This window comes from Hymenobacter psoromatis, assembly GCF_020012125.1.
Lineage (GTDB): Bacteria > Bacteroidota > Bacteroidia > Cytophagales > Hymenobacteraceae > Hymenobacter > Hymenobacter psoromatis.
In genome coordinates this window covers 1,573,574-1,586,701 of record NZ_JAIFAG010000001.1, presented here as the reverse complement: position 1 = coordinate 1,586,701, position 13,128 = coordinate 1,573,574, and the positions used below count along the sequence as shown (strand labels likewise).

At 63.2% G+C, this 13,128-nt stretch carries 10 protein-coding genes and 1 pseudogene; 4 read left to right on the top strand and 7 right to left on the bottom strand.

The window, feature by feature from the left end; genetic code table 11:
• Positions 1-4 precede the first annotated feature (4 nt).
• Entirely contained in the window at positions 5-1,843 is a 1,839-nt protein-coding gene (locus LC531_RS06830) for a S8 family serine peptidase (protein ID WP_223649567.1), read from the bottom strand.
• 153 nt (positions 1,844-1,996) lie between these two features.
• On the opposite strand from LC531_RS06830, the gene LC531_RS06825 reads away from it, so the two are divergent.
• Positions 1,997-2,836: an OmpA family protein gene (locus LC531_RS06825; protein WP_223649566.1), complete on the top strand. Its 840-nt coding sequence runs from the start codon at positions 1,997-1,999 to the stop codon at positions 2,834-2,836.
• Positions 2,837-2,906: 70 nt separating this feature from the next.
• On the opposite strand, the gene LC531_RS06820 is transcribed toward LC531_RS06825, so the two are convergent.
• The 3 genes from LC531_RS06820 to LC531_RS06810 form a co-directional block, all read right to left on the bottom strand.
• On the bottom strand, positions 2,907-4,304 hold the full coding sequence (locus LC531_RS06820) for a M20/M25/M40 family metallo-hydrolase (protein WP_223649565.1): 1,398 nt from the start codon (positions 4,302-4,304) through the stop codon (positions 2,907-2,909).
• 223 nt (positions 4,305-4,527) lie between these two features.
• Positions 4,528-5,592 carry a DivIVA domain-containing protein gene (locus tag LC531_RS06815; RefSeq protein ID WP_223649564.1) on the bottom strand — a complete coding sequence of 355 codons (1,065 nt, stop codon included), beginning with the start codon at positions 5,590-5,592 and terminating at the stop codon, positions 4,528-4,530.
• Between the two features lie 115 nt (positions 5,593-5,707).
• Complete coding sequence (locus tag LC531_RS06810) at positions 5,708-6,643, bottom strand: WD40 repeat domain-containing protein (protein ID WP_223649563.1); 936 nt, start codon at positions 6,641-6,643, stop codon at positions 5,708-5,710.
• A gap of 92 nt (positions 6,644-6,735) precedes the next feature.
• On the opposite strand from LC531_RS06810, the gene LC531_RS06805 reads away from it, so the two are divergent.
• Both LC531_RS06805 and LC531_RS06800 read left to right on the top strand, forming a co-directional pair.
• Positions 6,736-7,437 carry a 4'-phosphopantetheinyl transferase family protein gene (locus LC531_RS06805; protein ID WP_223649562.1) on the top strand — a complete coding sequence of 234 codons (702 nt, stop codon included), beginning with the start codon at positions 6,736-6,738 and terminating at the stop codon, positions 7,435-7,437.
• 57 nt (positions 7,438-7,494) lie between these two features.
• Positions 7,495-8,058, top strand: a complete 564-nt coding sequence (locus tag LC531_RS06800; RefSeq protein ID WP_223649561.1) for a thioredoxin domain-containing protein — start codon at positions 7,495-7,497, stop codon at positions 8,056-8,058.
• Between the two features lie 78 nt (positions 8,059-8,136).
• Here the strand turns inward: LC531_RS06800 and LC531_RS06795 are convergent, their stop codons facing one another.
• Both LC531_RS06795 and poxB read right to left on the bottom strand, forming a co-directional pair.
• Positions 8,137-9,000, bottom strand: coding sequence for a transglutaminase-like domain-containing protein (locus LC531_RS06795; protein ID WP_223649560.1), 864 nt, complete (start codon positions 8,998-9,000; stop codon positions 8,137-8,139).
• A gap of 205 nt (positions 9,001-9,205) precedes the next feature.
• Positions 9,206-10,933: a ubiquinone-dependent pyruvate dehydrogenase gene (gene poxB / locus LC531_RS06790; RefSeq protein ID WP_223649559.1), complete on the bottom strand. Its 1,728-nt coding sequence runs from the start codon at positions 10,931-10,933 to the stop codon at positions 9,206-9,208.
• 469 nt (positions 10,934-11,402) lie between these two features.
• On the opposite strand from poxB, the gene LC531_RS06785 reads away from it, so the two are divergent.
• On the top strand, positions 11,403-11,861 hold the full coding sequence (locus LC531_RS06785; protein WP_223649558.1) for a hypothetical protein: 459 nt from the start codon (positions 11,403-11,405) through the stop codon (positions 11,859-11,861).
• Positions 11,862-12,213: 352 nt separating this feature from the next.
• Here the strand turns inward: LC531_RS06785 and LC531_RS06780 are convergent.
• Positions 12,214-13,125, bottom strand: a pseudogene (locus LC531_RS06780) (IS481 family transposase).
• Positions 13,126-13,128: the final 3 nt, after the last annotated feature.

Here is a 13,128-nt window from a genome sequence, read left to right as displayed (position 1 = left end):
AGAATCATTCCGCATATTGGCCCGTATAACCTTGGTAATGAACGCGCAGCACGTCACCGCCCCGCGCCAGCCGGCGCGGCACCTGCACCACCAGTCGCTGGCTCACGGCGCGCACCTCGTAGCGGCGCAACACGCCGCGGGCGTTGGCCAAGTGCCAGTAGAGATGGGCAGGGTAGGCGGGGTAGGGCGGCAGCACGGGCGCAAAACCAGTGGGCTGCTCCTGGCCCACGGGCGGCACATTGGCGGCAGTGGCCGTGGGCGTGCCGGGCGGCCGGGCGGGGGTAGGCGGGGTAAGCCAGCTGGCCGTGGCGGGAGTCAGCTCGTCGGCCTCGGCCAGCAGGGGTAGGGGCACGGGCGCCGGCACGGTGGCGGCGGGCCGCAGCACCACGGCCACCAGCGAGTCGTGCACCACGAAGTCAAACGTTGGCTCCACGGCCGGCACCGGGCCTTGGAGGCGGGCCAGCAGGCGGCCGGCCTCGGGGCGGCCGTAGCCGTGGGCGTAGTCGTAGTACGGGTACAGGTCGCCGGCCTCGCGCACCCGCCGGAGCAGGTCCATCGCCGGGAGCTTGCCGCCGCCGGCTTGCTGGGCGCAGGCCGCCAGCCCCGCCACCAGCGGCGCGGCAAACGACGTGCCCTCGACCCGCTCGTAGCCACCGTTGGCGCTGGCCGTGAGCACAATACCAAAGGCCGATACGTCGGGCTTTACGCGGCGGTCGGCGCTGGGCCCCACCGAGCTAAAGGCCAGATGCAGCCCCGTGGCCGGGTCCAGGCCGCCCACGGCCAGCACCGAGTCAGCATCGGCGGGCGTGCCGATGCGCACCCAGTCGTCGTCGCCGTCGTTGCCGGCGGCGCTCACTACTAGTATTCCCTTACGGGCCGCCAGCGTGGCCGCCCGCCCAATGAGGGAGTGCCGCCCGTCCATCTGCTCCGGGAAATACCGCTGCTCGGTATAGGCCAACGACGAGCTGATGATGTCGGCCCCCTGCTGGTCGGCCCACTCCACGGCGCGCAGCCAGGCTTCTTCTTCGGTATAGCGCTCGCTGGCCAGGCTTTCGGTGCGGGCCAGCAGGTAGGTGGCGGCCGGGGCCAGGCCCAGGGCGGGGCCGCCTGCCAGGGTGTCGCGCCCGGCCAGGCGGCCCGCCAGGCAGCCCAGCACCTCGGTACCGTGCGTGCCGCCCCGAAACACGTCGGGCCGGTTTTTCAGAAAATCGTAGGTCGCCGCGATGCGCTTCTCGCGCCGCAGCGCCCGAAACGCCGGGTGCCAGTTGGTGCCCCGAAAGCCCACGTCGAGCACCGCAATGCGCACACCCTGCCCTAGCAGCCCCGCCCGCGCCAGGTCGGCCCGGCCTAGGCTGGCCGTTTGCTGGCGCGCCAGCTGGTAGTCAGCCGGGCTGATGGCGGCCAGGCTATTAGTTGGAGTATTATTTTTAGTATCAAGTAGATGTGCGGCTGGCCGTAGTCGGGCCACCACCGGCCAGGCCACTACTGCCGCCACGCCGGGCAGCCGGCGCAGGTCGGCGGCCTGGGCGGGGGTAGCGCGGCAAGCCACGCCGTTGAGCCAGCGGCTGACTACCGTAAGGGTATCGACGCGGCCGCGCACGGCGGCCAGGTAGTCGGGCCGCACGGGGCGGTCGGTGAAGTCGGAGGGGGGTAGGCCCTGGCGGCGGCGGCGGGCCCGCGCGGCCGGGCTGAAGTAGGTGGCCGGCGCAAGCCCTACCCCTTGCTTATCGCGGAAGCTGACCCAGTACCGGCTTTCGACCGCGGCAGGCACGGGGCGCTGCGCCCGGCCCGGCCAAGACCACAGCAGCCCCAGGCCGATAGTAAACAGTATAAATAAGCGCATAAAGGAAACGGGGAGCCGCCGGCTGGCGGGCAAAAGTACCGCCGCGCCGCGCACCGGCCTCCAGTCGAGGTAACCTGGCTTCCGGCTCCTGCGTTTAGCCAGGTAAGGCCGGCGCGAAGCTGGCTGTTTTCTACGACTTTACGTGCCTTATTCATGACCTTTTTCGGAAATAAATCCTTGTCCCTGGCCCCTACCCTACTGCTGGCCGCCGGCCTGCTGGTGCTGCCCAGCTGCAACAAAAAGGAAATCGCCGCCCTGCAACAGCAAAACGCCGACCTCACCCGCTCGCGCGATGACCTGTCCAAGTCGCGCAGCCAGCTGCAGGCCGAGAAAGATGCCCTGCTCCAGTCCAGCACCCGCACCCAGGCCAGCCTCAACGCCGATTTGATGAACAAGTCCAACCAGGTCAGCCAGCTCAATAATGCCCTCGGCACCACCGAGCAGGACCTGGCCGGTAAAAACGCCCGCGTGGCCGAGCTGCAACGGGTGCTCGATGAGAAGGAAGCCGCTACCAATGCCCTGCGCAAAAAAGTGGCCGACGCCCTGCTGGGCTTCAACGCCAACGACTTGCAGGTGAACATCAAAAACGGCAAGGTCTACGTGTCGCTCTCCGAGCAATTGCTCTTCAAATCGGGCTCGACCAAGGTAGACCCCAAAGGCCAGGACGCCCTCGTGAAGCTGGCCAACGCGCTGGCTAGCAATAAAGACGTTAACATTCTGGTCGAAGGCCATACTGATAATGTACCCATCAAAGGTGGCCTAAACAACGGGGCCAAGGACAACTGGGACCTGAGCGTGCTGCGCGCCACCGAAATCACGCGCCTGCTCACCGCCGCCGGCATCGACCCTACCCAGATTACGCCCTCCGGCCGCGGCCAATACCAGCCCCTGGTTGCCAACGACACGCCCCAGGACAAAGCCCTGAACCGCCGTACGGATATCATCCTGACCCCGAAGCTGGACGAGCTGTTTTCGATTCTAAACGCGAACTAGCACCAACTGATAACCTAGTCAAAAAGAACGGTCATGCTGAATGCATTCAGCATGACCGTTCTTTTTAGCTCTACAAGCCATATTTACCCAGCAGATAAATCAATGCGGCCATCGCCCCGCCGCCCAATTCCAGCTCGCGCTTATTAACCTTATCAAAGGTGTCGGCGGCGGTGTGATGGATATCGAAGTAGCGCTGCGAGTCGCAGTCGTAGCCGAATAGGGCGGTAGGGTGCACGGCAGCGGCCAGCGGCTCGATGTCGGTGCCGGCGTGGCCGGGCGTGAGCTGGCCGGCCAGGTAGGGAGCCAGCAGGGGTTTCCAGGCCGCTACTTTTTGAAACACGGCGGGGCTGGCCTGCACATTGAAGCCGCGGGGCGTGAAGCCGCCGCCGTCGCTCTCGATGGCGGCCAGGTGTTTTTCCTGGTTCTGCTGGGCCTGCGCAGCGTATTTATCGCCGCCGCGGGTGCCGTTTTCCTCATTCATGAAGAGCACCGTGCGCACGGTGCGCTCGGGGCGCAGGCCAGCGGCGCGCAGCAGGCGCACGGCCTCGATGCTCTGCACTACGCCGGTGCCGTCGTCGTGCGCGCCCTGGGCCAGGTCCCACGAGTCGAGGTGGCCGCCCACGGTGATAATCTGCTCCGGGTATTTGGTGCCGCGCACCTCGCCGATAACGTTGTAGCTTTTTTCGTCGGGTAGCTGCTGGCAGCTCATGGTCAGCTCAAATTCCAGCTTGGGGTCGGCTTTCAGCAGCTGGCTGAGCTGGTCGGCGGCGATGGTGCTGAGGGCCGCGCCGGGCACTTTGGTGGGCGTATCGCCGTAGTTGGTCGCGCCCGTATGGGGATAGTCGTCGTGGGCCGCGGTGAGCGAGCGCACGAGCGCGCCCACCGCCCCGCGCCGGCCGGCCTCGGCGGGGCCGCTGCGGCGCTGGTCGCCGGCCTTGCCGTAGGCCGCGCCCGGCTCCACGAGCGCATCATCGAAGGGCCGGTTGAAGAAGATGAACTTGCCGCGCACGGCCGCATCGGGCAGGGCTTTCAGCTCGTCCAAACCCTGCACCTCCACTACCCCAGCGCGTAGGGGCTTGCTGCCGGGCGTGGCCACCGAGCCGCCCAGCGCGCACACGGCGGCCGGCACGCCTTTGTTCTTATTGCCTATGATTTGGCCCTTCTCCCTGGCCCCGCGCACCCAGTGCGGCACCATACATTCCTGCAAGTACACCTTATCGTAGCAGCCGGCTTTTTCCATCGTCACCTTGCCCCACTCCACGGCCTGCGCGGCCTGCGGTGAGCCCGCCAGCCGCCCCCCAATGCGCTCACAGAGGTAGCGCAGGTTCTCGTAGCTCTGCCCGCGTAGCAGCGCCTCATCGTAGATTTTGCGCAGGTTGAGCGAGTCGGTTTTAAGAGCAGGCGCGGTTTGGGCGGCGGCCGGGCCGCTCAGCAGGCCAGCCAGAAGTAAAGAAGGAAGCAGGCGCATTTTTTAGGGGAGAAGAAGGACGTAATCGGCCAAAAATAAGGGGGTAGGCGTAACGGCTGGATTTTTAGCGCAACAAAAAAGGTCTTTTCGGTTAGAAAAGACCTTTTTACAGGTAGAACGTCCTGCTGAGATTGTCAAAGCATCACTACTGCGTGAATAAATCCAACGTCAGAATTTAGTTGCCCGGTAGAAATGCTTCGGCAAGCTTAGCAGGACGTTCTACTTAAATCTCGTCAAAAAACGACTTTTCCCCTACCGGCTCAGCCTGGGCGGCCATGCCGGGGTGGGTCATGGGTTCGGGCTGCTGAATATCGGGCCGGTCGGGGCCGATGGGCGTAATCTCGGGCCGGGCGGGCTCCACGTAGGGCGGGGGCGGCGAGGGCACAGTCTCGGGGCCGGGCTGGTCGATGCGCGGCGGCGGGGCAATGCCGGGGTTCTCGCGCGGGGCCTGGGGCCGCTCAATATCAGGCGAGGGGGCCTGGCCGGGGTCAGGCTGCTGGCCGGGGTCAGGCTGCTGGCCGGGCTTGGGGTTGTAAGCGGTGGGGCCGGCCCCGGTAGCCAAGTTAGGCGCGGCCGGGTGCATGGCGGGCGCGGCGCCAGCCGGAGCGGCGGGGGTAGGCGGCACGGCGGCAGCCGTGGGGCGGGCAGAAGCAGTTGATACGAGCATGGCGGGGGGGGTAGGGCTGGCGGAAGGTTCGGCGGGGGCCGCATCCGCGGGCCGTTTTACTTGTACGCTGGCCGCCCGCGAAAGGATGGCCGCCGGCCCGTTTTTGGGGCGCGCGCGGGCGCGCTCTACTTTTTCCAGGGCATCGGAGGCCAAGTGGTGCAGGTCGCGCACCAGGCTGTCGAGCTGCTGCTCTAGGCGCTGGCACTCCTGGCTCAGGCCGCCGACTTCGTGCTGCATATCGGCCACGGTTTTTTCGGCCGTCTGGTAGGCTTCCTCCACAATGGTGCGGGCGCGCTGGCGCGCCTCGGCCAGGGTCTGCTCGGCTAGTAGCTGGGCCTCGCGGCGGCGCAGGTCGGCATCGCGTTGGGCCTGCTCGGTAATGGAGTTGCCGGTATCTTCGGCCGTTTTGAGGGTGCGGTAGAGCGACGACTCCACCTCGCGCATCTTCTGCACGTCCTGCTGGGCGTGCTCCAGCTTGAGGCGCAGCTCGCGGTTTTCGTCGCCCATACGCTCCCACTGCTGCGACACCGTGCTCAGGAACGCCTGCACTTCGTCCTTATCCACGCCCCGAAAGGACTTTTCAAACGTCTTCTGCCGAATATCGAGGGCGGTTATTTTCATAAAATCAATGAGCAATTAGTAGTGAGCAAGGAACAGTTGCTCCCGTGAGGCTCGGTGGGGGAAATGGAATCGGAGCAAGAGCTTTCGCGCCGCGAACAAATCTGTTCACTGCTCATTATTCGCTGCTCACTGCTACTTGCCACACGGCCAGGCTGCGGTCATCGCTGCACGAAACTAGCCGCTGCTGCGCGCCCGGCCAAACCAGCTTGTTTACCGACGTGCCGTGGCCGGCCGCCCGCGCCCGGTCCAGCACCCGTAGCAACGCCAGGCTGGCCGGGTCCCAAAGCTTGATGCTTTTATCCAAAGAGCAGCTGGCCAGGTAGCGCCCATCGGCGCTGAAGGCCAGGTGATTAATAGCATACATGTGAGCCACCACGGCGTCGGCCAGGGGGTAGCCTGCGGTGGCGTGGTAGCGGCGCAGGTGGGCATCGCGGCCGGCAGCCAGCAGGTAGTCGCCGGCAGGCGAATAGGCCAGCGTAAAAACCGAGTTGGTGGCCTCGGTAAGCGTACTTTTCACGGCCAGCGAGTCGAGGTCCAGCACGTAGGTTTGCCAGTCGGAGCTGCCCACGGCCAGCTCGGCGCGGCCCTCGTGCAGGGCCAGGCAGCGCAGGCTCTTCTGGCTGAGGCGCAGCAGGTGTTCGAGCTGAAAATCACTGCCCCGCAGCACGGCCAGCGTGCCGTCGCCCAGGGCGCAGTACAGCCGCTGCCGGCTTTCGGCATACACGAGGTCGAAGATAGCAACGGGGGGTAGAGCCGTAGCAAACGCCAGCGTTTTGGTCTGTAAATCAAGGACCTGCACGCCCTGGAAGTTGTGCCCCAGCAGCAGCAGGCCCCGCGCCGGCAGCTCGCGCAGGGCGTACACCGAGTTCTCGACCTGCGCTAGCAGCTCGCCATCGGCTTCGGGGTCGGCGCTGTTCCAGCCCACCACCATCCCATCGGCGCTCCCCGAAAAAACCTGGTCGGAGCCCGGCCCGCCGGCCAGCGCGTACACCGCATCGCGGTGCCCGGCCAGCGTGCCGACGCGGGTGGCGGTGGGGCGGTGGAGCATCATATGGAAAAGGCAAAAAGAGAACCGACCGGTCAACGGCAGCCCGCCGCAAAGGTCGGCACTACCTTCGTCCCGCGCTTTGGTTCGCGCCAAAAATGCCCTTACACTCCCTCACGCCCCTGCCCGGCGGGGCCACGCTGGGCCGCTGGCACCTCACCGAAACGCCCGCCGCGCTGTGGCCCCTGCTAGCCGATGCCGCCGCCTACGCCCCGCTGCTGCCCGCCCGCGCCGACGGCCCGCGCCAGGCGCAGTGGCTGGCCGGGCGGGTGCTGGCGCAACGGCTGCTGGCAGCGGCCAGCCCCGCGCCCCTACCCCTACTGCGCAACGACGAGGCCGGCCGGCCCTGGCTGGCGGGGGTAAGGCCGCAGCCGGCGGTGTCGCTCTCGCACTCGGGCGAGTGGGTGGCGGCTCTGCTGGCCCCGCCTGGCACGGCCCTGGGCATTGACGTAGAAATGGTGCGCGACAAAGCCCAGCGCATCGCCCGCAAGTTTTTAAACGAAAAGGAGTTAGCTATTGCAGAAAAAATTTCCCTACCCCCCTGCCCCGGCCTCCATGCTGACCAAGAGCTGTTCAGCCTGCTTTGGAGCGCGAAGGAAACGCTCTATAAGCTGGCCGGGCAGCGGGGCCTTATTTTTCGCGAAAACCTGCTGCTCGACCTGCCCCCGCAAGCCTGGCCCATGCCTGGCACGCTGCCCGCCCGGCTGCGCCTGGGCAAGGCCGTTTCGCGGCACCAGATTTGTTACCTTCGGCCGGCGGCCGGCTACGTGCTCACCTACTGCTACCAGGTTTTTTCGTAAACAGCTTGCCTACGCGGCTTAATCCGCCTCTCTTCGTTGGTTTTTTCTACCCTTGCCATGTCTTTTCGCAAACTTCCGGGGCTGCTGGCCGCGGCCTTGCTGCTGGTTACCAGCACGGTAAGCGTTGCCCGCGCCCAGGGCACGGTCGGTGATTTCACGGTGCAAAAAAGCGGGGGGGGTAGCACTTCGCTCAGCGCCTATAGCGGCCAGAAGGCCATTGTCGTGGTTTTTATGAACCCGGCCTGCGCCTACACCCGCCTCTACCAGGAGCGCTTGGCCGCCCTCAGCAGCGCCTACGGAGGCCGGGGTGTCGAGTTCATGTTCGTCAATGTACCCATCAACCTCGACGCGGCGGAGGGTAGCGGCGGCTCGCTGGCCACCTTCACCGATACCGGCGCGGCCAGCACGGCTCTGGGCGTGGCCAAAACCACCGAGGCCGTGGTGCTGCAGCCGGCCAGCGGCTCGTTTGCGGTGCGCTACCGCGGGGCAATTGATGATAACCCGCAGGTAGCCAGCGGCGTGCAACAGCACTACTTGCAGCAGGTGCTCGATAACATACTCGCCGGCCGCCCCGCCGGCGTAGCCGACAAGCGCGCCGCCGGCTGCCTCATTAAGAAGTGATTGGGATTAACATCGTTCTATTGACCTGCTGAGCGACGCTAATTTCTACTCACTGAACCCTAACCCCTAATCTCTAAATTACTGTTCCTCATCCTGTTCCAGCAGCAGAGCCAGCAGCTGGGCTACTTCCTCGGCTTTGGCAGGCTCTTGCAGCTTTTCGAAGCCGACTTGCAGATTGCGCATGGCGCGGCGCACGATGTCGAGGTGCGTGCAGGGCTCGTAGAAGCCATCTTGCGAAGTGATGCCGAGCTGGCCCACGTAGTGCTCAATGTCGGCCTTGGAGAGGATGACGCCCCGGTTGTAGCAGTTAATGTAGAAGGGTAGTACGGCCTTGTCGTCGTCATCCTTTTGCACCAGGTAGGTCAGCACAAATAAGTTGGGTAGGTTAACGCCGAACACGGGCAGGTCGAGGCGCTGGGCCACCAGCAGGTAAATCACGCAGAGCGAGAGCGGGTTGCCGCGCTTGGTTTCGAGCACCCGGTGCAGCATCGAATTGGCCGGCGAGTGAAAGTGCTGGGTGTTGGCCGCGAACTTGTGGTTGCGGAAAATGACGTGGTTGAGCACCTGCACCTGGTCGGCGGGGTGCATTTCGGGGCGCAGCAGCGTCCAGGCTTCAAAGCGCAGCTGCTCAATGGCGCGGTTAAGGGCCTGAAGGTCAGCATCCGGGTACTGATAAGAATTCAGCAGCCACATGCCTTCGAGCAGGTCCTGCGCCCCGGCGTCGCGCCACACGCGCAGGCGCTGCTGCAAGCCCTCGAACTGCAACTGGTGAATCAGGTTTTCGAGGCGGCTCTGCTGCTGCGGGTCCAGGGTTTCCTCCCAGGATTCTTCTAAAAAAGGAATAATAGCCTCGCCCAGACTTTGAATTTCGCCCTGAATCTGGGGGGCAATTTCCGGGTCATCGAGCAGGGAGATAAGCGCTTTAATTTCGTTGGTCGTCATGAATCGCAGATTTTGCGGCTTAAGCAGCTTTCGCGGATTTTTAAGTGGCGCGCAGTAGCGCGTTGGCTTTAGTACTAAACAGCCCGCGCCCAAATCGTTCCCACCGACCGCAGGAAGCGCCCTGGCAAACTTAAAAAGCCCTTGGCAAACTCCACGCAGCCATTTAAATCTACGAAAGCTGCCCAATCCATAAAAATCGGCGATTTCAGCGGAAGAGGTTGGTTTTAGCCAAGTCCAGCAACTCACTACCCCGGCCGTTCATCAGCGCCTTCACGGCGTAAATACCGAAGCCCTTGGCCTGCGCGGCTTCAATGTGGGGCGGCATACTCAGCTCCTCGCGGTTGACGATGGCATCGACCACCACCGGGCCATCGTGGGCCAAGGCGGCCCGCAGCACGGTTTCCAGCGCGCCGGGGTCGCTGACGTGGTAGCCCTGCACGCCCGCCGCCGCCGCCAGCTGGCCGAAATCGGGGTTGTCGAGCCCGGTGCCGTATTCCAGGGTGCCGGCAGCCTTCATTTCCAGCTCCACGAAGCCGTAGGCGCTGTTATTGAAGATGACAACCTTGACAGGCACCTTCAGCTGGCGCAACGTCAGCAGCTCGCTCAGCAGCATGGCAAAGCCGCCGTCGCCGCACAGGGCCACCACCTGCCGGCCGGGGTAGGCCAGCGCCGCCCCAATGGCCTGCGACAGCGCCCCCGCCATGCTGCCATGAATGAACGAGCCCAGCAAGCGCCGCCGGCCGTTCAGGTGCAGGTAGCGGGCCGCCCAGATAGTGGGCGTGCCCACGTCGCAGGTGAAAATGGCGTCGTCGGCGCTCAGCTCATCCAGCAGGCGCGCCACGTGCTGCGGGTGCAGCGCGGCGGCTCCGGCCTCGCCGGTGGCCAGCTCGGCCAGGTGCTGCTCATCGTCTTGGTGGCGCTGCTGAGCCATTTTTAAGTGCGCGTCGTCGGTTCGGGGCCGCAGCAGGGGTAGGAGGCGCTGGGCGGTTTCGGCCACGGTGCCGTGCAGGCCCACTTCCACGCGGGTACGGCGGCCCAGGTGCAGCGGCCGGGTATCTACCTGCACCACGCGGGCGTCTTCGGGGAAGAACTGGCGGTAGGGAAAGTCGGTGCCTAGCATCAGAATACCGTCGGCATCCGTGAGGGCGTGGTAGCCGGCGGGCATCCCCAGCAGGCCGGTCAGGCCCACGTCGTAGGGATTGTTGGGCTCCACGCACTCCTTGCCGCGCAGCGCGTGCACCACCGGCGCTTGCAGCGCGGCGGCTAGTTGCAGCAGCTCGGGGTGCGCGGCGGCGCAGCCCACGCCGGCCAGAATGGTCACTTTGTCGCAGTCGTTGAGCAGGGCGGCGGCGGCGGCCAGCTTATCGGAAGCCGGCACGAGGGCGCTGTGGTGGCCCAGCGAGGCCAGCCGTGGCTCCGGCGCTTCGGCTTCGAGACGCGAGATGTCGCCGGGAATGACAATCACCCCTACCCCCCCCAGCCCCAGCGCCGCCTGAATGGCGCTCTCGATAATGCGCACGGCCTGCTCGGGGGTCGAAATCAATTCGCAGTAGTGACTGCAATCCTGAAATAGCCGGGTAGGGTGCGTTTCCTGAAAGTAACCGGTCCCAATTTCGACGCTCGGAATGTGGGCCGCAATGGCCAGCACCGGCACCCGCGAACGGTGGCAGTCGTACAAGCCGTTGATTAAATGGGTATTGCCTGGCCCGCACGAACCGGCGCACACCGCCAGGTCGCCGGTGAGGAACGCCTCGGCCCCGGCCGCGAAAGCCCCAGCTTCCTCGTGCCGCACCTGAATAAACTCGATGCCCTCGCGCGTCCGAATGGCATCGGTAATGCCGTTGAGCGAGTCGCCCACCAGGCCAAAAACCCGCTTGACGCCGGCGGCTTGCAGGGTGTCGATAATAATGTCGGAAACTGATTTTTTGGCCATATTTGGGCGTAGAACAGAATAAAACACTTGCGTAATTCTTCCTACGGTCTGCATCCCTTGTTCGTTCAGCTCGGCTCCTTGGTTACCTACCTCCGACTAACAGGCGATATAGCACGGCCAGCAGGCAGCTTCCATGCCTGCTTATCTGGCCCAGGCCCTTCTAGGCGCGGACCAGCGGCTACGCGGCCCGAGCGGCGCTAAGCTTCAAATTTTACTGGTACCGCCCAGCAAGGTATAAAGAGATTACACCCTAGCGAGGCATTGGGGGTAGTTTGGAAGACAGGGTGGCTGCGACTCAGCATTGCGCCCTCATATTAACTAATAGCTACCATATACCCTAATGACTGACCAACTAGTTGCCTATCTTCTTGGTGCTTACTGGCACGACAACAATCCCCGCGACCAGACGACTCGCTTCATTTAAAACGACATTTGGGAAAATGGCTACCAGGCCGAATACCTGGATTTAGTGAAAAGCATCACGGTTGGCAGCCCGGTTTTCATAAAATCGCTATTCTACCACAACGGTTTAAAGACGTCGGTGCTGCGCATCAAAGCCAAGGGCGTGGTGACTGCGAACCAAGACGATGGGCGGCATCTGACCGTTAATTGGAACAAGGATTTCAAAGAGAAAGATTTAACCGAAAAAGCAGTGCCGGGTATCGGGCGCTACTGGGACACGGTGGAGCGCGTTGTGGAGCCTACCCATTTGGCGGCACTGGTAGGTGGCAACCCAAGTAGCCAGAAATCTAAGCTGAACTTCCCGCTAAATCAAATTCTCTACGGCCCGCCCGGTACAGGCAAAACCTTTCATACTGCAGCACGAGTAGTAGGGCTAATTGAGAGATTGACAGAAGATACTGTCAACACAACTTACTCTAGGGAGCAGGTAGTAGCCCGTTTTGACAATTATCGTCAATCTGGGTAAGTAGGCTTCATTACGTTTCACCAAGCCTTTAGCTATGAAGACTTTGTTGAGGGTATCAAACCTGATTTACGAGAAGAGGTTAGCGGGTTGCAATACACGATTGAGCCGGGTATTTTTCGGATTTTGGCTGACCGGGCGCTAGCCGAATGGCAGCAGGCTAGCCAACCGCAGACCGTAGCTCAACTACCTTTTCAGCTCGTGTACGATGCCTAGCTGGCCGACATACAAGAGCGTATAGATGCCGGACATGGGCGGGCTACTCTGCTAACCGTGGAAAAAGTAAATATGTACGCTTCAAGCATTGGTAAAGATGGCAGCATATACATCTCACACGCTCAAACTCCTTCGCTTACTAGATGTATAGTCCCAGGGTGAGCTGGGTGGGGTCACGACTGAAGATAGTAGGATTTTTCTGCCACTGGGCGCAGATAAACTCGTGCGGGGTCAGGCCACGCAGGCGTTTGAGGCGTTTGGCGTGATTGTAGGCCAGCAAAAAGGCTTGCAAGTGTTCGTTCAGCTGGGCCGTAGATTCGTAGTGATAGCGCTGCACGGTCGCCTCTTTGAGGGTGCGGTTGAAGCGCTCGACCTGCCCGTTGGTCCAGGGATGGGCCGGTTTGGTGAGGCGATGCGCCACGCCGTATTCCCGACAAATACGGTCAAAACTGTGGCCGCCTGGTAGGAGTTGGTGCGGCTGGGGCGTGAGTTGCACCCCATTGTCTGTCAGTACTGTATGCACTTTATACAGCAATTTCTCCAGCACGCGCCGCAGAAAATTCGCCGTTACCACTCGTTTCGCTCTCGTAGGCAATTCGGCGAAGGCCACCTGGCTGGTGCGGTCGATGGCGACAAAGAGGCACTAACGGCCTTCTTCCGTAGGCACCTCGGCAAAATCGACGTGCAGGTAGCCAATCGGATAGTCTTTAAACTTTTTCTTTGGCGAGGACTGCCCGTCTTCGCTCAACGGTAGGCGACTCACGCCGTGGCGCTGAAAACAGCGGTGCAGCGCCGAGCGCGAAAGGTGCGGGATGGTTTCTTGCAGGGCCTATAGACAGTCATCGAGCGGCAGCAGCGTGTGGGGACGAAAGGCGACGGCAATAGCCTCTTCTTCGGTAGTAAGCACCGTCGAAACGGGCTTCGGCTCCATCGGGGCATCAGTCGTCGTGCGTTTACGCCACTTGGCCACCGTTTTAGGGTCGATGTTATGGCGTGTAGCTAGCGTTTGGAGCCCAGCGGGTTGCGCAAGAAGGGCAGCTACCCGCTCCAGCTG